Source organism: Pseudoalteromonas sp. BSi20439 (assembly GCF_000241165.1).
Classification (GTDB): Bacteria; Pseudomonadota; Gammaproteobacteria; order Enterobacterales; family Alteromonadaceae; genus Pseudoalteromonas.
This window is the reverse complement of the sequence record NZ_BADW01000010.1, coordinates 96137-116297: the sequence shown is the minus strand read 5'-3', so window position 1 is coordinate 116297 and position 20161 is coordinate 96137. Positions and strand designations below refer to the sequence as shown.

Here is a 20161-nt window from a genome sequence, read left to right as displayed (position 1 = left end):
TTGACTATCACTTTTGGCTGTATTTTAGTTATGCGCTCAATTTTTATACTGCGCTAACCATAACGCTTTGATCCCTGCTTTTGCAACACGTACATCCTCACTGCCATGAGCACCGCCAACACCCACAGCCCCCACCACAGTATCGTTAATATAAATAGGGACTCCGCCATCCAGTATTAAAATGTTTTCATCCAAATAACGAAGATCTGCCGGAATAGTGCCCTCTTTTATGCCTTTTGCTATAACTGCGGTTTCTCGCTTTTGCGAATTGGCGGTATAGGCTTTTTTATAACTGGCTCTAATAGTATGAACACCTGCAAAGTGGTCACGAAGCACTGCAAGTGTTTGTCCTGATGCATCCACAACAGTAATAGAAACCGCTAAGTTATCTTTTTTAGCGGCAATAGCCGCCGCATTTACAATGCGTTGTGCCATATCACCCGTTAATTGTGCCACCATAGGAATAGTGTGCTGCTGTTGTTGATTAATAGTTACTTGAGTATCAGTTTGACCAGCAAAAGAAACGATTGATGAAAGAGAAGTAAATAGCGCAGTAAAAATAGCCCGTTTTTTCATATTGTTTTTCCACGTTTTAATTAAAAAATATAAAATACACAGACCGTATTGAGTGATAAAAGCTTTCATGTAATCACTAATTTACTTCACTATTTTCATTATGTAAGACGCATTTAATATCCATGCTAAATTTAGCTGCATTTAATAAATGATCGCCTCTTAGCAACACTGCGTAATATTTAACCGATACCTAATCAATTTAAAGGAAAGTAACATGTTTAAAAAAATAGCTTCTGTTCTGACTTTTGTATTTGCAAGTTTAACCCTTTCTACAGCAGCGCATGCCGATCACCATGGTATGAAAAAAGATATTGTTGATGTGGCTGCTGCCAATGGTTCGTTTTCAACCTTGGTTGCCGCTGTAAAAGCCGCTGGCCTAGTTGATACTTTAAAAGGTGAAGGGCCTTTTACTGTTTTTGCACCTACCGATGAGGCTTTTGCAAAACTACCCGCAGGAACCGTTGAAAATCTATTAAAGGCAGAAAATAAAGACAAGTTAGTAGCTATTCTTACTTACCATGTTGTATCGGGTAAAGTGATGGCTGCAGATGTGGTAACACTAACTAGTGCCGCCACTGTGCAAGGCCAATCTGTAAATGTAGCAACTAATAATGGCGCTGTTATGATTAATGACGCAACAGTAGTTAAGGCCGATGTAAAGGCCACTAATGGTGTTATTCATGTAATTGATACCGTTTTGTTGCCAAAAGAGTAATATCTTTCATTTCTCAGCGGAGTAAAATATCTACTCCGCTCTTTGTACCTAGCATAAAGTATTAATACCTTTTTCTAAATGCCCTCTTTAATACTAGTGATTTTTACACTATATTAAAAGATAATTAAGCGTCTGTTAATATTGAGAAAGAGTTTGTGGAAACGAATAACAATAATACCACTGTTGAAGAGAAAGCAACGGAAGAGCAAAAGAAGTTTTTCCTCGATTTACTTCCTGGGAAATTAATTGATATACAATTTAACAACCCTATTCAGGTTCGCTTTAAGCTCACTTTAATCGGTTACGACACCGGTAAATATCTAATATTAAAATACCCTGCTCAAGCAGGTAAAAACGATTACAGCGATATCTTAGTTGAAGGAAAAGGGGCTATTGTCCGTTATATCATCGAAGATGAACGCGGTGAATGTGTGGCTTTTTCAACCAGCATATTAGCGATTTCATTTCGCCCTGAACGATTAATTTATTTAGCCTACCCTAAAAAAATTGAAAGCCGCCAGTTGCGGGAAACAAGTAGACTACCGACTCATATCCCAGCTAAAATTAGTTTAAGCAAAGCTGATACCGATGCCGATAGTAAAAGCTTATTGCACGGGTTAATCATTGATATTTCACCCAGCGGGTGCCGCTTTGCAATACATGTGAGTTCTGGATTTGTTGCACTTAAAAAACGTCAAGTATTTGTGCATATCCTGTCGCCTGTAGATAATAAGTCGGTGATAATTACGTCTTATATCAGAAATAACCAAATGAAAGGTAACCGCCTAAGTGTAGGTATTGAATTTGACGCATCAGAGCAAAGTAAACTTAACACGCTACTCGAAGCGTATTCAATTGATATAGATTAAAAAACACCACAAAAACGAATTAAGGCTAACACCTTTATGGTTAACCTTGCTAACAGCAGTTCTATTACTCTAAAGGTTTTAAAAACCTCTCTGTTCTAGGTAAATAATAGTTATCGTGATCAAGCGATACAATCACACGCTCGGCTTTACCTAGTAGTTCATCACGTGGGATGAGCCCTATCACCCTTGAATCGGCACTATTGTCACGGTTATCACCCATGGCTAAATAGTAGTGTTCAGGAATTGTTATTTCGTCAAAGCTCGATAAACGTGATGGTGTATTGGCTACGCGGATTGAATGCTTATAACCATTTAAGTTTTCGATTTTATCTGAAGAAATCGTATTACTTAGCAAATTTGTGTAATTAAGCTTTTCGCCGTTGATTATTAGTTCATTATTTTCAAGCACAATAGTATCTCCAGGTACACCTATTACTCGCTTAATCAAACGGTTATCCGCCACCTTAGAATCAAATACAATAATATCGCCAGTTTGTGGGTCTGCCATTCTTAACAGGGATACATGCGTGAATGGTATACGTAAATCATACGCCATTTTATCGGTAAGGATTCGGTCGCCTTCTTCAATAGTCGGTTTCATTGAGCCTGTTGGTATTTCGTACCAATCGGCGACGGCACTACGAAACACACTCATTAAAATAATGAATACAATAGGGCCTGTTGATCTTTGCGGATTGGAATTTGTTCAAACAAGGGACGATTTAATCGCGGCGCGAGGTTTGTACCCTAGTGGGCTAAGTAAAAACCAAGTAACAAAGAGTTAATCGCTCCTTGGAAGAACCCTTTGGGCAATGGCTGTTTGGCATTGATGCTACGTTATCGCCTATTTATGGGGAATAACCACACCACATAGGCTCTGCCTTGCTTAAATACCAAACAGACTACTGCAAATTCAACCTTGAAAGGTTAACAGGCTCTAAGAACGATTGTTTTTCCAAAATTTATAAAGTCGCTTCATGTTTTTTCTCTGCTATAAGTTAAGTTTTTATCTGACTGTATAAACGCAGAGCCGTTCAAAGGAGTGTGTAACAAAACATGTTTAATGATAGAGACATGTATAAAACATGCCTCTAAAGATGGTTTACTGCTGATTTAACTTGTCTTTCGCTTCTTGTACTTTTGCAAAATCAAGCCCTAATTCATCAGTGGCTTCTTTAATCAAATGCGGTTGAGTCATCACTACAGCCATTAGTTGCTGAAGTTTTTCTGGTGGTATACCTAGCTCTTGCACTAATGCCATCGCCATCATCGGGTTTTGGGTAAATGCTTCAAACAACGCGGCTACTTTTTCATCACTGACGTTGTGCTCTTTTAATATTGCAATAATTGGATTCATTATTTGCCTTAATATTTTATAGTTTCACTAAATTATATGGGCGCACAGCCTAATTAACAATATTAATCCTGCTGTGCTCGTGTATGTCACTCAACCAGCAACACCACTTTACCGGAATTCTCGTTGCGCTCTAAAATAGCATGAGCCTCACTGGCTTGCTGCCATGACATGGTTTTATAAATATTAAAGTCATAGTTGTGGTTGGCAATATCATCATAAAAACGCGCTACAAAAGCATCTCTCAGAGCACGTTTAAACTCAGTACTGCGATTACGTAGCGTCGATGCATGAAACGAAATCCGTTTTTGTAATAAGCGCGCAAAGTCCACCTCTGCAAAGCGCCCGTCTAAAAATGCCAGCATAACAATCTGACAATCCATTGCGGCCACCTTGGCATTTTTATTTAAATAGCTACCAGAAACAGGATCAACAATTGCGTTTGCAGTTAGCTTATGTGATTTCATATAGTCAACAAAGTCGGTGGTTTTATAATTAATTACGTGGTCAGCCCCCAATCTTTTAGCATGTTCACATTTATCGTCCGAACCCGCGGTAATAACTACCTGCGCACCGGCACTTTTTGCCATTTGAATAGCTGCGCCACCAACACCACTGGCACCGGCATGAATAAGCGCCGTTTGCCCTGATTGTAATTTACCTAATTCAAATAGCGCACCAAAGGCAGTCAAATACACCTCACTTATGGCAGCACCTTGGGCCATAGAAATATGATCAGGTAATGCCATTAATTGCTGCGCATCCACCGCCACATATTCACTGTAAGCGCCACCAGCACATAAAGTAAAAATACGCTTACCCTGCCATTTTGGGTCTACCTCACTGCCAAGCTCACATACTGTGCCTGCACACTCCAGTCCTAAAATAGGGCTATCCCCTTCGGGAGCTGGATACTTACCTTGACGCTGCATACAATCAGCGCGGTTAACCCCAATCGCCGCCACTTTTACCAGCACTTCATTGCTATTAATCTTCGGCTTATCAGTTTGCGAAAACGCTAACTGCTGATCTTGATGTGAAATGTACTGCATAAATCTCCTCGTATCCTTGTATTGGGTTTTATTTGATTTTTCGCCACACTTCGGCTTCAACTAGCTGACCATTTTCGGTAAGAGAATGATGCCATAAGTTTCCTGCAACTTTATAATCAAAAGCCATGGTTTTACCCATCAATGATGCAATATTGCCATACTTAAAGGTCTCAATAAATTGCCCATCGGTTAATTTATACTGGCCACCACCAGCATAACTAAATTGGCCATTTTTCTCTGTGATATAGCTAAAATGTGATGCGGTTACTAATTTGACTGAAGTTATCTCTGGGGCTTTAGCAGTGACAAACCCATTTTCTACCGCATATTTTCCTTGAACAAACTCCCCGTGCCTAATAAAGGGTTCGCAAACACTGAGCATGGCAATAAAGTTAAGCCAATGAATATAACAAATTTCATAATAATCCTTATCGTGTTAACTGTGCCTTAAGAAATCAACTCAGCGTTGATTTACTGACATAGTATTAAAACGCCAACTTTGCTTATAAGGATATACATCCGGAAGCTGGCCTTGCTTAATATTTTGCTGGGTCATTTGCCAGTACTTTGCCGTAAATAAATCACTATGATAATGATTAAAATGGCTAAAGGCGCTGCTACTAGCACTAAAAAACACCTTAAATTGACTCGGAAATATATCATTTTGGTCAATATCAAAATAGCTGTGTGAGCTTAATTCTTCTAACGCGTTTTGTGTATTTGGCACGTCTCTAAAATTGCAATCGGTGAGAGGGCAAATTTCATCATAATCATAAAATACTATTCGCCCCCAACGTGTTACGCCGAAGTTTTTCATCAGCATGTCACCAGCAAAAATATTTGCACTGGCAAGCTCTTTTATCGCTTTACCATAATCAAGCATCACTTGCTGAAGTGATTTACTATTACATTGATTGATATACAGGTTGAGCGGTGTCATTTTTCGCTCAACGTAAACATGCTTTAGTATTAAGGCTTTGCCGGAAATGACTAAGCTATCGCCAATGTGTTTTTTCATTTCTATTAGCAGTTCATCACTAAAACGGCTTAAGTCAAATGCAAGGTATCTAAACTCATGAGTGTCAACTAATCGCCCTACTCTGTCAGCTTGTTTTACAAAGTTATATTTATCTTTTACTTGTTGTTTAGTTGCTGTTTTTGGGGCACTAAACTTATCTTTTATTACCTTGTATACATAATCTAGGCCGTCAATGGTAAAAACCAACATCACCATACCTGGAGTCCCTGGCGCTAAATGATACGTGTATTCCTCGGGACTACTTTTAGTGGTATCCACTTTATAACGATAAAACTCGGTTTTGGCATGTTTGATAAAACCAATCGCATTGAATAATTCAAATCGTTGTTTGTGAGGCATTAATACACTGAGGTAATCAACGTAACGGGCAGGTTGGTCGGTATCTACCATAAAATACGTGCGTGCAAAGCCAAATAATAAACTAAGTTGATCAGCCCCCATCATTACTGCATCAATTGTAAGCCCATCGGGGGTATTTAAAATAGCAATTGCAAAGGGCATATTATCGCCATTTTTGGCAATACATCGCCCTATGACATAACATGCCTTATTGCGATAAAAATGCGAGTTAGCGTATTCAATATAACCGTCATTTAGGTTTATTAATTCGTATACTTGTCGACATTGCTGTTGAGCACCTTGTGTTAACGTTGTTTGTAGCTTAGCTAAATCACAAGTTAAATCTTTAAACGGTACTCTAAACACTTGCTCATTTAATAAGGTTTTAATCGCCTGATCAAATCCTGCGGTTAAAGAAATACGACTCACAAGCCCTTCATAGGAGCGTGGCTGCCCTCGGTATTTTGCTTTTAATACAAATAAGTGAACTGTGCGAATTTTTTTATCATCCCAAATAGCGCCAAAGGTAGAATTAAAAAATGTATGCGCAATAGGCTGATTTTCATGTTCTTTTACCATTTCACCATAAATATTTTTAGCCCGTTGCCATGTTTGAGGGCAATTCAATTCATCATAAGCAATCACTCTAACCGCTTCACTTACTTGCTTTACTTGGCGTTCATACACTTGTAAGCGCTCTCGCATTGCTGCTTGCACTTCATGATACTGGCGTTGTTCAAAGCGACTTTGTGCCCCTAAGGTGATATTTAAAAATTGTGCAAACATAGCTTCAAAGCCTGCAAATACCGCTCGGGCTAATTTAGTGGCGACCATGGCTTGTATCGAATGATGTTCATAGGTTAATGGCGTGCTTGGCATGATATAGGCGCTTCTATTTTTAGCAATTATGCTGATTATTTTTTATTAGAGGTTTACACCTTAGCAAGCACACTTTAATTTAGGTAATTAATACAGCAAATAAATAAAATTGATCATATGAATATAAGAAATGTCGACCTCAATCTACTCGTCTATTTAAATGTATTAATAGATGAAAAAAGCGTATCTAAAGCAGCTAATAAACTCGCGCTTACCCAACCTGCGATGAGTAATGCGTTAAAACGTTTAAGAGATTTATTTGATGACCCTTTGCTAGTGCGTGCAGCTGGCTCTATGACTCCCACCGCCAAAGCGCTGTCGCTTAAACCTGAAATTGAAGCACTGCTTAAAATGGCCGAAGAGATCACCCAACCAAGCGAGCAATTTGACCCAGCGACTGCACATGTTACATTTCGTATTATGGCAAACGATTATTTAGAGTCGACCCTCATAGCCCCCTTTATTTGCGAGCAACTAGCTAAAAAACCGGGCATTGACTTCGATGTACTTAGCCCCAGCGATGTAAACTTACAAGATATGGAAAAAGGCACCATTGATTTGGCAATAAATCGCTTTAATGGCCTGCCGCGCTCTTTTCATCAGGCTACTGTATGGCGAGATAACTATTGTTGTTTAACCCACCCAAATAATGCTTTTTTAACGGATGCTAACTTAAATCAATATCTACAAAGCGAACATATTTGGGTTAACCGAGCAGGCTGGGGGCCAGAGCCCGCGGTGACCAATAAATCAGGTAAACAGAAATTAGGCTGGGTAGATGAAGCTTTGTGGCAATTAGAGCAAACCCGTAAAATACGTGTATTTACTCGTCATTACATGATTGCCAGCTTACTGTGTCAATCTGAGCAACTCATAGCAACGCTGCCGCGTCGTCAAGCAAAACTATTAACCAGGCACACTAATTTAGTGATTAGCCCGGTACCATTTCAAGTCGTGCCCATAGAAGTAAAAATGATTTGGAGCCCGTTATTACACCATACACCGGCGCATCAATGGCTTAGACGTGAGTTATTAGCGTTCGCAAATACAGTGGTTGATAGGTAAAACATTAAATATTGATTAAATCAATATCAGTTATTGAAAACAACAATTTCATTAATATTACACTTAGCGCTACAGTGAAGTTAAGCCAACAAACTAAGAGTAATAATTATGCAAACATCAGCAAGCTTCACACAACAAGACGGGTTATTCATTGATGCAAATTTACATCAATTCATTGAACAACAATTGTGCCCAAATACACCGCTTGAGACGGGTCACGTTTACCAGTCACTTGCCACATTAGTTGATGAATTCGGCTGTAAATGTCGTAAAAATAAACATAAAGAAAACGATATTCTCGACGTAAACACTTTATTAAGTGCCTATCAACGTAAAAGCCATCCTCATTGCCATGTTGATGCACAAACAACTGCGGCCGTATTAGATGAATACTGTTGTCAAGTACCTGCCATTATTGTAGTTGCGTTAATGGATACCCTCAGTGGCACTGTATGTGATGAGCCAAGCGCACATGAGCTTTACCACAGAGCAGCAGAGCTAACAGAGCGCCCATGCGTTCATCGTCAAGCAACTGCTAACGCTTCAGCAGCTTAAAATGCAGTCGTTTAAAAATGCTCGATAACCTTATTAGCAAACTGTTTGCAGCTTAAGGTTGTCGAGTTATGGCTTGATTGGGCCAAATCAAAAGTTACCTGCCCACTGGCAAATGTCATTTCTAAGGCGTTTTCGATTAAACATGCCGCTTCAACCCATCCCATAAATTTTAGCATTAGCACCGCGCTTAATAAGCTACTACTTGGGTTTGCCTTATCTTGACCAGCTATTCGCTCGAACGTGCCATGGGTCGGCTCAAAAAAAGCCACCTCTGTATTTAAATTGGCGGCAGGCATAATCCCTACCCCCCCCACTTGTGCACTGAGCATATCGGCTAAAAAGTCACCATTTTGATTTGTGGTAGCCACCACATCAAATTGCGCGGGATCCATTAAGCATTGCTGCAACATATTATCGGCAATCACTTCTTTAATAATCAAAGGGGGGAGATTGGTTCGTTGTATTTCAAGCCAACGCCCATTTTCATGTTCATTAGCATTGTATTCTTGTTTGGCAAGCGCAAAGCCCCAGCGTTTAAACGCTCCATCGGTAAACTTAAGAACATTACCTTTGTGCACTAACGTAAGCGACTCCCTTTCGTTTTTAAGAGCATAATTAATGGCATAGCGTATTAACCGCTCTGACCCTTCTTTAGATATATTTTTAATCCCAATACCACACTCTTGAGTAAAACGAAGCCGGGTTACCCCCATTTCTTCACACAAAAAATCGAGCATTTTTTCACTTTCAACACTCCCCGCCTGCCATTCAATTCCTGAATATACGTCTTCACTGCTATCGCGCAGTACGGTAATGTTAGTGGTAAAGGGGTCTTTTAATGGCGAGGGTAAGGCACTAAAGCCTTTTATAGTGCGCATATTAACAAATAAATCCATTTCATGGCGAAGTGCAACATTAAGAGATCGAAATCCACCGCCTAGGGGAGTGGTTAGTGGGCCTTTAATCGCAATTTTGCATTCACGCACTGCATTAATGGTTTCTTGAGGGAACCAGTCGCCATCATAAAGCTTGGCAGCTTGTTCACCATTATAAACCTGCATCCAATGTATCTTAAGTTTCTTGCCATAACAATGTTCTATGGCAGCATCCACTACTTGACGCATTACTGGCATCACATCTAAGCCAACACCATCACCGTCAATATAGGCAATAATAGGTTGTTCGGGTATATGCCACTGTCCTTGATCATCAATGTGAATATTTTCGCCATTGTCTGGCACCTTAATATGTTGATACTGCATACGTCCTCCTACAAGAGAATATATTTAAGCATGCATAACCCTACTTGTCTTCATAACAAAGCGTATAGCGGTTATTCAACGATAAAATGTAAAATTTAAGGTGCTTTTTTAACGGTTAAAATAACGTCAATCGCATTGAGTAGAGCCTCAACTTGTTGTATGTCGAAAGCGTCAGGTGAAGACTTTAAGTTTGTTTCAAAATCAACAGCCTGTTTATACAACGCTTGACACTCAAACATTCCAGCCGTTCCTTTGATCATATGCACGCTGCGTGCAAAACCCGTTATATCACCCTGCTTAAATTGAGACACTAACGTGTCTTTTTGTTTATTTAACCCTTTAATATATTCTTGCTTGAGTAGTGCAAACTCCTCATCGGGTAGCTTAATGTTTTCGCATATATCAATATCAAGGTAACTTGCAATTTTACTACTAAAACAGCTTCTATCTATAGGTTTGGCAATATGATCAGTAAAACCTTGTTTTAAATAGCGATCAATTTCATGCTTCATCGTGTTAGCAGTGAGCGCCACAATGGGTGTTGTTACCCCTGTTGCTTGTATAATCTTAATTGCTTGCTCACCATCCATAATTGGCATTTGAATATCTAATAAAATTAAGTCGAAGCTTTCATCCATCGCTGCTTGCGCTGCATCTCGACCATTTTCAACAGCTACAACGGTTAACCCCATCCGCTCTAAAATTCGCTTAATAAGCTGACGATTTTCTGGATGGTCTTCAGCCACAAGTACTCTACCCACTAAATTTCGCTGACTATTATTTAAAAATAGCTCTTTGGTTTGTGGTTTACGTATATCGTCAAATGCGTTAACCCATTGCGTATGTTCGGTTGTATTTAACTCCATAGTAAAGCAAAACTCGCTACCCCTACCTACCACAGAAAATACAGTAATATCGCCATTTAGTTTATTTGCTAAGCTTTTTGATATATTTAAGCCAAGTCCAGTACCACCGTATTTACGAGAAATTGACGAGTCAGCTTGGTGAAAGGGAGTAAATAGGTCTTTTTGCTCGCTTTCGGTCATACCAATACCGGTGTCTTCAACTTTAATTATTAGTTGCTTTTGATTGCAACTCACCGTCAGCATTATGTAGCCCTGGGTAGTAAATTTAAGTGCATTGGTTGCTAAATTTAATAATATTTGCCTAAGTCGAGTTGGATCTGAGACTATCCAATCTGGTAATGGAAATTGATAATCAACTTTGAATTTTAAGCCTTTATCGCGGATTTGCTTTCCTAGTAATGATTCAATTTCAGCAATAGTGGCAAACAAATCCGTTTCAACTAATTCTATCTCTAAACGGTTAGCCTCAATTTTCGACATATCCAAAATATCGTTAATTAGCCCAAGTACATGACGACTGTTTTGCAAAATCACCCTGATCCCATGATTTCTTTCATGAGGCTGTATATCACCTAAAATTATCCCATCAGCATAACCAATAATGGATGTCATTGGGGTGCGGATCTCATGGCTCATGTTAGCTAAAAATCGACTTTTAGCTTCACTTGCATCACGAAGCTCCTCCGCCAATTGTTGTAACTCTTGGGTGCGCAGCTTAACCTTGTGTTCCAAATTTTTAGTCAATTCAACATTCTGATGATGCAAAATACTGAATTTATTTGCGACAGCAAAAGCAAGTAATACCGCATCGAGCGCTGTGCCAATAAGCCCAAGTAAATAGAGATCCATTTTTATTGGCTCAATAATTCCTAGATTAGTTAAATTGCCAACCATATTAGGAATGGCCATAGCCAAATAGGCGAGAACAAAATAGCGAGCCGGCTTAAAGCCACTGATCCAGCTTCGTATACCAACAACCATACCTAAAGATAAAGTTGCCCCTGTTACTAAAGTGGCCCAAGTAAAGCCAAAACCAGGCCAAACCATTGCAAAAGGTGCGCCTGCTGTGGCAACAATGCCTAGGTAGATTGATAATCGAGATAACTTAGGAGACGTGTCTTTTAATTTAAGTAAGCTGTTAAAAAATAAAATATTTGTGATGGGAATTAAAGTAAAACCTAACCAATGAAAATGGGCATTGTAAAAACCAAAAATTTGATCCGGTATATGAAAAAACTGACTCCAAGCCAACACCCAGCATGCTGTGAACATGGCGTAGTACAAATGGGTTTTATCTCTATCACCCAAGTAAATAAGAAAGTTATATAAACCTAACGCAATACCAACCCCAAAGCACAGCAACATAATCATGTTGTCTGAGGTTTTTCTTACAAAAAAATCGTCATAAGATGAAAGCACTAATTTTGGGGGAGTATAAAAGTATTCACTTTGAAATTTTGCAATTAACACATAGGAGCCATCAGGCGTAAGCTTCACTTTATTACCATAGTGAAATGCAAACTCATTGGGATAAAGCCCCCCAGTTACATACTCCTTTATTGGCTCATCAAAGGTCGACATATCATAGATACGGGTTTCGATTTTTGAAAGTAGCGTGTTATACGGATAGAGCACCAGTTCATTTAAGTCAGTTTTATTTTCAAGTGCTATAACAAACCAAAAACTACCACCAAAAAAGACGTTCTTGATTGTGGCTGTTTATTTTCAAGCCACGTTTCAATTTCAGTATGGTTTCGGGGGAAAGCCCCATCCGTTCCCTGAAATACATGACCTTGACGGAGTAAATCAGTATCTTGTTGTTTTAAAGTATACGTAAAAGGAGCAAGTGTATCTGCCTGCGCTAAGTTGCTAAAGCACAAAAATACACAATATAAAAATAGCTTTAGAACTGCCTTCATTGGCATACTTGGCACCTTAATTTAAAAACTGAAATTAAAACTGATAACTAACATCCAAACCAAAACGCCTGCCTTCACCTTTAAAGTCTTCAAGCATGCCTAGGAAAGAGCTTAAATCAAATTTTAAGTGACTATATTGCGTACCAAAAAGGTTTTTCCCCCAAATAGCAATCGCCCAGTTATCATGTTGATAATGTATGTTTGCGTTAAAAATACTATAGCCATCTTGCATCGCATAAGGGTTTTGATTCTGATCAAAATAATAGTCGGATTGATAATCAACTAATAATTGCGTTGTTAGTGGGTGATTAGCCAGCACGTGCGTGTATTCAATGCCTGCACTGAGATTCCATTTTGAGGTAAATGGTAAGCGATTATCAGTTAATGCGTTACCTAAAGGATCAACATATTCTTCAAACTCTGCATGGGGTATATAACCCATAGCAAACTTAACATTCAAATCATCGGTCATCCAATACTCAAAATCTGCCTCTAGGCCATATATAGTCGAGTCAGCCACATTTTCTAATAATTGAATAGGCGGGCTCTGTTCAGATACTGAAGGCTGATTCATAAACACTTGTTGATCATTATAATCATAATAAAAAACAGCCCAATTAAATCGCATGCCCAACTGTGGCCACCAAGACTTTGAGCCAATTTCATGTGAGTTCAATCGTTCTTTTTGATAATCAGCAAGCTGTGCTTGTTCAACTGATGATAAAAACCCACCGTTATAGCCTCCGCTTTTCGCGCCATTAGCAAATCGATAATAAGCATAGGTTGCATCATCCAGCTTAACGTTCACACCCAACTGACCAGAAATGCCATTGTCTGACTGCTCTCCCTGAACACGATAAAATGGCACCTTAACTCCGGTTAAATCGTTCGGATCTAAAATAATATTAAGCTGAGACGTTGAGTCGTAATCTAAAGACTCATAAGAATAACGAAGCCCAGCGGTAATTAGCCAATCTTGATTTAATTGATAGTCAAGTTGCGAAAACGCTGCAACACTCTTTGTTTTTATATTATTGTCATAGAAAAAAGTAGCGGTTAAATCTGTCGGTAAAATGCCTCGATAATCTCGTAAAATATCATTTACATTATCTTAAATAATAGACTCATCAGCATAGTAAATTCCCGTTGTAAGAAAATGCTCTGCGAGCTGAGATTGCAACCGAAATTCCTGCGTTACTAAATCAGTATTTAAACCTAAATTACCTTCACATAACCGTGCTGGAGAGCCATCACAGTTAAAGGCATGATCACGCTTTAACTTGTTATAGCTAGTTAGTGAAATAAGCTCATTGTGTGAGTCCAACTGCCAATTTACATGGGCACTAATCCCCTTACCATCGGTTTTATGTGGCGAATTATTATTAACGCTTACAGTATAAAAATCATCACTGCCATCATTAAATCCAAAGTTATCAAAACAGTTGGTTGAACCTGCTTGTGCTGGCGAGCACCGCTCTCCAGTCAGCGGATTAGCAATAACTCCAATACTGCCAACAGGCTGAACTATGCCATCCCAATCGGAAATATGCCCTTTTATCAACAACTGCACAGTGTCAAAGTCAGCTAAAAAAGATACTCGACCATTTGTTTGCCGCATGCCCGCTGTTGGTGAATCAGCAAAAATATTGTTTGTAGAATAATCATAATTTTGATGGTTTAGCGCAACACGAACGGCTGTGTCTTCTCCAATAGCCGAATTAAACATAGCATCAACACTGGTTGCATTATTATTAGCAACACCTGTACTTAAATAACCACTTTGTTCAAACTCAGGGCGTTTAGAGCGGATTAAAATAGCCCCACCAGTGGAATTACGACCAAATAAAGTTCCTTGAGGGCCGCGCAAAATGTCAATCTGCTCAATATCAAATAAGTTAACAATTTGGTTACTGGCAGAGCCCACTGCTATTTCATCAACATACATAGCCACCGGCGATGTATTCGCGGTGTTGTAATCAACTAGCCCTACGCCACGAATATTAACTGCTGGCGGTGTACCTTCCGCCGCGTTTTGACTAATTTTTAAATTAGGGGCAAATACAGATAACTCAGTCGAATCTTTAACGTGTTGCGCTTTGAGATCCCCCCCTTTTATTGTGCTTACAGAAATGCCGACTTCTTCAATTTTTTGCGCTCTTTTTTGCGCATAAACCTCGATGATTTCCATATTCGGTTGGTCATCATTTCCACCCTCTACAACTACTTTTGCCTGCAGTGGCAGTAAAAAGCCTGGTAAGCATACCAACCATAGGTTTTTATTAAGAAGCTTGCCTTTATTTTTCATTTCACGTGACCTTTACGCTTAACAAATGTAAACAATATGTTTAAGTACATACTAATCAACCAATTAAACTGTGCTGTAAAAATATTTTAATTTTTAATGGCTACAAATGTATTTTTCCAGCATTTGCGTGGATACTGCGCAAACATAGCAAATTAATATTTAAAGATAGCCTCAGGTTAGGATTATAGGAAAAGACAGACTGCCTACATGAAAGTTTTATACTATTCAAAGTATTTTAATAAATTGCTTGCAAAGAAAAATGTTGTGACGTAATATTGCTGCTTGGCTATAAAAAGCCCTAGCGGTTAACCTCTTTACCCTGATCCAGTAAGCCCCGCAAAACGTATATTCAAAAGCTAAGTTATTGTACGGCGAGAACCCCTATTAATACCTTGATGATTTATTTTAATATCATCGTAAAAGTGTCATAAAGATCGTCAACACTGTAATGAAGCTAAACACAATGTGATTATTTATCATCTGTAATGTGCTTTAAGAAAAAGCCCAGAATAAATAACAAAAATAAAGTGAGTTTTATTATGTCATACAAATATAACGGATCTATGATCCAAATAGCACATCCAGTGCAATCAATTTCGGTTAACAAACATCGTGTAATCTTTAGTGATACACAGGGTTTGAAAAATGCGTTGTTTCAAAAAGCAAGCGATGCACGTCAATTTGTAAAATGGCTGAAAGCCAGCTAGTTATTCATAAGTTAAACACTTATAAATAAATTTAAAATGCCAGCATAAAGCTGGCATTTTACTTTTTGGGATATTATTGACTACACTTAAATTCATGTTTAATTATTCGTTGTAGTGTAAATGCAGTTTTCGTGGTTAATACTATTCGTCTGTGTATTTTTGAGCACAACGTGTGATGCCAGAACAATAAAATGGTTAACGCATGACTTTGCGCCCTATTACATTTTAAGCGGTCCGGATAAATCTCAGGGACGTGATGAAAGTATTATTTCGCTGTTAGAGCAACAACTCCCGCATATTAACTTTGAACGAGTCATTATCCCCTCTGGTAAAGTCATTCAGGAACTTGCAAACCAGCAATCTAATGCTTGTGCATTATCACTTTATAAAAACAAATACCGAGAAGAGCGTGTTTATTTCACGCATCAAAGCTCTACAGCAGGTCTTTCTCCCTCTATTGCCATGCATCAAAAGCTGAGTGCTGCGCTAGATATCGAAAGCAGTGAGTCGGTGTCATTAACTCATTTATTAGTGAAAAAACAACTCACCTTAGGTGTATCGATGAATCGCTCATACGGCAGCGAGATTGATAAAATAATTAATACCACACCTAATACAAACATCATTATTAGACCCACTCGCGATACCCTGAGTACATTAACTTATATGCTTAATTTAGAGCGAATTGATATTTTGCTAGGTTATCCCAGTGAGCATTATTACTTAGCAAAAACGATGGGGTTTACTGATAATTTAACGCAGCGTATGCTAACAGAAGCACCAAAAATTAGTTACGGTTATATTGGCTGCACTAAAAACGAGCAAGGCGCAGAAGATATTGCCACACTCAATCAGCAACTAAAAATGCTTAAACAAACTAAAGAATATAAGCAGGTATTAACTCGGTGGCTGCCGAATGATTTAAAGCCAAAACTGACTCTACATTTACAGTAAAAAGCTAAGCGAGATCGCGCTTAGCTTTAACTATAAAACGGTATTATTGACGAATACCTTCAATAAATAACCCAATATCAACATGCGTTGACGCAGGGCCTAAGTCGTAATCAATACCATAGTCGGCCAACTTTAAGCTGGTTTCACCTTCAAAACCAACACGGTAACCACCCCATGGATCTTGACCTTCACCAATTTTATCTATTTCAAAGCTAATTGTCTTTGTAACGCCATGAAGGGTAAACTCACCGGTTACTGTCGCTTCTTCACCGTCTTGATCAAACTTAATGGCAGTGCTTTTAAAGCTAGCCTGTGGGTATTTGCTTACGTTTAAAAAGTCACCACCGCGTAAGTGTTTATCTCGTTCGGCATGGTTTGAATCTAGGCTTGCTGTGTCGATATTTACACTAATTTGAGATGCGTTTGGGTTCTTAGCGTCGTAGTTAAACTGTCCATCAAAGGTGTTAAAGCGCCCATGCAACCAACTGTAACCTAAATGTTTAATTTTAAAATTAACAAAGGCATGTGCTCCTTTGGTATCAATAACATAATCTGCAGCATTGGCATGGGTAGCCGTCATAAACATCGCTGCTGATAACGCTGAAGTTAATAATAACTTTTTCATTTTAAGCTTCCTTTTGTAATTTGATCATTCTAATTAATGTTTTATCTTTATCAATAAAGTGGTGTTTTAACGCACCCAAAATATGCAGCACCACAAACCCTATCAGTAAGCATGCGCTGTAATAATGAATCTGCCCTGCTATATCCGCCTGGGAATCAAAGGTAAAGTCGATGGCTTTCACATAAAACAAGCCAAACACTTCGATTGGTCGTCCATCAGCAGTAGAAATTAAGTATCCAGACACCATAATGATCACTAAAAACAAATACATTAAAATATGTGCCGTTTGCGCGAGCTGGTTTAATTGTGTGTTGGTACCAATAGGGCTAGGTTTTACATTAAATCGACGCCATAACAGTCTAAAAACAAATACAGCGGCTAAACTTAGCCCTATGCTTTTATGTAAATCTAATGAGCCTTTGTACCAGCTATCGTAGTAAGTTAGCTCAACCATACCATATATAAACCTAAACCAAACAAACCAAAGATGGTCAGCGCCATTAGCCAGTGTAAAAGTATAGCCACTAAGCCATAACCGGTTTTTGAGTTTTTAAACATTGCCTATTGCCAATCCCTAATCTAGTAATAGCATTACGATATAATGGATAACTGGCGATTAAAATAGCATATGCAAACACTCACCGTGCGTATACGCACAGTAAAGACAGTAAATTTAGTATAATTGCAATAAATCTAAGGAAGGTTAACTTTCTGCTGACTCGTTAAGAGACACATATACTTGGCTATCAGACTCAACTTGCAAGCACGCAATTAAGCCCTCTTTGATTAGTTCTAACATCGCGATAAAACTAACAACAACCCCACTACGCCCCTCTTCAAAGGTAAACAATTGAGTAAACGCAACGGGCGCTTTTGCTTGGGATAAAGTGTGTAAAATTAAACTCATACGTTCACGAGTTGACAGGGTTTCTGCACTAATTAAATGATGCTCAAATGTTTTAGCACGTGCCATTACGTCGCTTAGCGCTAACAATAGATCTTTGATTGCCAGTTCGGGTAAGGGTTGGTTTTTTTCTTCTAACTCTGGGAAAGTTGCATTGGCGATAAATATATCGCGACCAACGCGGGGTAAAGTATCTATATTTTCGGCCGCTTTTTTAAATTGTTCGTACTCTTGTAGACGTTTTATAAGTTCGGCGCGGGGATCTTCCTCTTCTTCTAATTCTTCATGCACAGGCAGTAACAACCGCGACTTAATCTGCGCCAGCAATGCTGCCATTACAAGATATTCGCCAGCAAGTTCTAACTGAAACTCACTCATCATTTCTACATATTTTACATACTGCTCAGTAATGCTAAATATAGATAATTCGAGAACATCTAACTTGTGCTTTTTAATTAAATAAAGCAACAGATCTAACGGGCCTTCAAAAGTTTCTAAAATAACTTCAAGCGCATCAGGGGGAATATATAAATCTTCAGGCTTATCAACAACGGCTTTACCATGCAAAAATGCCAGTGGCAGCTTTTGCTGCACTAGCCTCTCTGTAGGTATTAACGAAACCGTCTCAGGCTGTTTCATTGTTATTCAAATGGAGCCGTATCACCGCAGCCGACACGTAAAATTTGAATATCGTCTTCTGATAAATCAATTACCGTGGTTGCTTGCTCTGTGAGGTATCCGCCGTGAATAATTAAATCGACATGCTTATCTAGGCGCTCCAAAATGTCATCTGGATCCGCTTGCGTGTATTCATCACCCGGCAAAATAAGTGAGCATGACATTAATGGCTCACCCAATTCAGCAAGCAACGCACAGGCAATTGGGTGTTCAATAACACGAATACCTATGGTTTTTTCTTATCGTTTAATAAGCGTTTAGGTACTTCTTTTGTGCCTTTAAAAATAAACGTATAAGGCCCCGGGGTATTATTTTTGATCAGCCTAAACATTTGGTTATCTACCCGAGCATAAGTAGAAAGCTCAGATAAATCGCGGCATACTAAAGTAAAATTATGGTGTTTTTCAATGCCGCGAATACGCTCTATGCGCTCTTTAGCTTGTTTGTTACCTAAATTACAGCCAATCGCATATCCCGAATCTGTTGGGTACACAACTACGCCGCCTTGCTTAATAATATCAACAGCTTGAGAGATTAGTCTAGGCTGTGGGTTATCCGGATGTATATGAAATAATTGACTCATAATGCAACTCCTTCGTGCTTTTCCCATGTTTGCCAAACCCCTTGGCAATCTTTAGGTAAGTATAAATTTTTTCCAAGTTCTAAATAACTAGTCGGAAAATGAAAATCAGAGCCTTGAGAGCAAAGCAAATCGTATTCTTGACTCAATAAGCCTAAAAACTGACGCTCACTCGGGGCCTGTTGCGGTTGGGCAACTTCCATTGCGTCACCGCCCACTGATTTAAATTCCACGAGTAGTTTACGCAACCATTTATTCGACATTTTATAGCTACTTGGGTGCGCTAAAACAGCCACTCCACCGGCGGCATGAATCGCTTTAATTGCCGTTTGCATATCACACCAGTTACTCGGTACGTAACCGGTTTTTCCTCGCCCTAAGTACTTTTTAAATACCCCAGGAAAGTTTTTAGCCACACCTCGCGCAATTAAGGCTCGGGCAAAGTGAGCGCGAGTAATTTGCGCATTTTCAGCCAGCTCGCGGGCTTGTTGATAAATACCTTCAAAGCCATTTTTAGTTAATCGGTGGCCTATTTCAATTGCACGGGTTTCGCGCTTTTGCTGTTGCTCGGTGAGTAATGTATGCAAAGTGCTATCATTGGTATCAATATTTAGCCCAACAATATGAATTTCAAAACTCTCCCATTTAGTTGATATTTCAACCCCATTAATCAGTTTAAGCGGCAAGTTTTCGCGTTTGATAAAAGCCTGCGCAGGCTCAATTGCCGCCACAGTGTCGTGGTCGGTAATGGCAAATACATCAATTTTTTTATCGACTGCTCGCGCTAATAATTCCTCAACCGTTAAGTGTCCGTCTGAGTGCGTTGTATGGCTATGTAAGTCGTATTTTATCAAATGAAAACTACTTTAATTAATGGTTTAAGGGTGTTTCACACAGTATAACAAGTTTTTTAACGAA

17 protein-coding genes and 3 pseudogenes are annotated in these 20161 nt (G+C 39.0%); 5 read left to right on the top strand and 15 right to left on the bottom strand.

Annotated features, from left to right (window positions below):
• Positions 1 to 36: 36 nt before the first annotated feature.
• Positions 37 to 645 (bottom strand): heme-binding protein, encoded by a 609-nt coding sequence (locus P20439_RS01155; RefSeq protein ID WP_008113609.1) that lies wholly within the window; start codon positions 643 to 645, stop codon positions 37 to 39.
• A 145-nt stretch (positions 646 to 790) separates the two neighbouring features.
• On the opposite strand from P20439_RS01155, the gene P20439_RS01150 reads away from it, so the two are divergent.
• Together P20439_RS01150 and P20439_RS01145 are read left to right on the top strand one after the other, a co-directional pair.
• Entirely contained in the window at positions 791 to 1291 is a 501-nt protein-coding gene (locus P20439_RS01150; RefSeq protein WP_008113610.1) for a fasciclin domain-containing protein, read from the top strand.
• Between the two features lie 155 nt (positions 1292 to 1446).
• Positions 1447 to 2160 (top strand): flagellar brake protein, encoded by a 714-nt coding sequence (locus P20439_RS01145; RefSeq protein WP_008113612.1) that lies wholly within the window; start codon positions 1447 to 1449, stop codon positions 2158 to 2160.
• Positions 2161 to 2224: 64 nt separating this feature from the next.
• Here P20439_RS01145 and lepB read toward each other — a convergent pair whose 3' ends face one another.
• The 5 genes from lepB to aceK all read right to left on the bottom strand — a co-directional run bounded on the left by lepB (position 2225) and on the right by aceK (position 6823).
• Complete coding sequence (gene lepB / locus P20439_RS01140; protein WP_083830241.1) at positions 2225 to 2833, bottom strand: signal peptidase I; 609 nt, start codon at positions 2831 to 2833, stop codon at positions 2225 to 2227.
• Between the two features lie 429 nt (positions 2834 to 3262).
• On the bottom strand, positions 3263 to 3517 hold the full coding sequence (locus P20439_RS01135) for a DUF2999 family protein (RefSeq protein ID WP_008113615.1): 255 nt from the start codon (positions 3515 to 3517) through the stop codon (positions 3263 to 3265).
• A gap of 86 nt (positions 3518 to 3603) precedes the next feature.
• Entirely contained in the window at positions 3604 to 4566 is a 963-nt protein-coding gene (locus P20439_RS01130) for a zinc-binding dehydrogenase (protein ID WP_008113617.1), read from the bottom strand.
• A 28-nt stretch (positions 4567 to 4594) separates the two neighbouring features.
• Positions 4595 to 4948, bottom strand: coding sequence for a hypothetical protein (locus P20439_RS01125; RefSeq protein ID WP_008113618.1), 354 nt, complete (start codon positions 4946 to 4948; stop codon positions 4595 to 4597).
• Positions 4949 to 5026: 78 nt separating this feature from the next.
• A complete protein-coding gene (gene aceK, locus P20439_RS01120; protein WP_008113620.1) occupies positions 5027 to 6823 on the bottom strand; it encodes a bifunctional isocitrate dehydrogenase kinase/phosphatase in 1797 nt (598 codons plus the stop codon).
• A gap of 117 nt (positions 6824 to 6940) precedes the next feature.
• Here aceK and P20439_RS01115 point away from each other — a divergent pair, with 117 nt between their 5' ends.
• Together P20439_RS01115 and P20439_RS01110 are read left to right on the top strand one after the other, a co-directional pair.
• A complete protein-coding gene (locus P20439_RS01115; protein ID WP_008113622.1) occupies positions 6941 to 7888 on the top strand; it encodes a LysR family transcriptional regulator in 948 nt (315 codons plus the stop codon).
• Positions 7889 to 7996: 108 nt separating this feature from the next.
• Positions 7997 to 8443, top strand: coding sequence for a hypothetical protein (locus P20439_RS01110; RefSeq protein WP_008113624.1), 447 nt, complete (start codon positions 7997 to 7999; stop codon positions 8441 to 8443).
• Between the two features lie 11 nt (positions 8444 to 8454).
• Here the strand turns inward: P20439_RS01110 and icd are convergent, their stop codons facing one another.
• From icd to P20439_RS18855, 4 genes and pseudogenes are all read right to left on the bottom strand, one after another.
• Positions 8455 to 9705: an NADP-dependent isocitrate dehydrogenase gene (icd, locus tag P20439_RS01105; protein ID WP_008113626.1), complete on the bottom strand. Its 1251-nt coding sequence runs from the start codon at positions 9703 to 9705 to the stop codon at positions 8455 to 8457.
• A gap of 95 nt (positions 9706 to 9800) precedes the next feature.
• Positions 9801 to 12496, bottom strand: a pseudogene (locus P20439_RS01100) (7TM diverse intracellular signaling domain-containing protein).
• Between the two features lie 28 nt (positions 12497 to 12524).
• The gene (locus P20439_RS18860; RefSeq protein ID WP_274377857.1) at positions 12525 to 13565 is read right to left on the bottom strand and encodes a TonB-dependent receptor; all 1041 of its coding nucleotides are present in this window, start codon (positions 13563 to 13565) and stop codon (positions 12525 to 12527) included.
• A gap of 36 nt (positions 13566 to 13601) precedes the next feature.
• Positions 13602 to 14795, bottom strand: a complete 1194-nt coding sequence (locus tag P20439_RS18855) for a TonB-dependent receptor plug domain-containing protein (RefSeq protein WP_008113631.1) — start codon at positions 14793 to 14795, stop codon at positions 13602 to 13604.
• A gap of 827 nt (positions 14796 to 15622) precedes the next feature.
• Here P20439_RS18855 and P20439_RS01080 point away from each other — a divergent pair.
• Positions 15623 to 16456, top strand: a complete 834-nt coding sequence (locus tag P20439_RS01080; protein WP_008464018.1) for a TIGR02285 family protein — start codon at positions 15623 to 15625, stop codon at positions 16454 to 16456.
• 43 nt (positions 16457 to 16499) lie between these two features.
• On the opposite strand, the gene P20439_RS01075 is transcribed toward P20439_RS01080, so the two are convergent.
• The 5 genes and pseudogenes from P20439_RS01075 to P20439_RS01055 all read right to left on the bottom strand — a co-directional run bounded on the left by P20439_RS01075 (position 16500) and on the right by P20439_RS01055 (position 20097).
• Entirely contained in the window at positions 16500 to 17081 is a 582-nt protein-coding gene (locus P20439_RS01075) for a YceI family protein (protein ID WP_008113637.1), read from the bottom strand.
• A 1-nt stretch (position 17082) separates the two neighbouring features.
• Positions 17083 to 17639, bottom strand: a pseudogene (locus P20439_RS01070) (cytochrome b).
• Between the two features lie 145 nt (positions 17640 to 17784).
• The gene (locus tag P20439_RS01065) at positions 17785 to 18624 is read right to left on the bottom strand and encodes a ScpA family protein (RefSeq protein ID WP_008113640.1); all 840 of its coding nucleotides are present in this window, start codon (positions 18622 to 18624) and stop codon (positions 17785 to 17787) included.
• 2 nt (positions 18625 to 18626) lie between these two features.
• A pseudogene (locus P20439_RS01060) lies at positions 18627 to 19246 on the bottom strand (L-threonylcarbamoyladenylate synthase).
• Positions 19243 to 20097 (bottom strand): PHP domain-containing protein, encoded by an 855-nt coding sequence (locus P20439_RS01055; protein WP_008113644.1) that lies wholly within the window; start codon positions 20095 to 20097, stop codon positions 19243 to 19245. The pseudogene P20439_RS01060 and the gene P20439_RS01055 overlap by 4 nt, the downstream one beginning before the upstream one ends.
• Between the last annotated feature and the right edge of the window lie 64 nt (positions 20098 to 20161).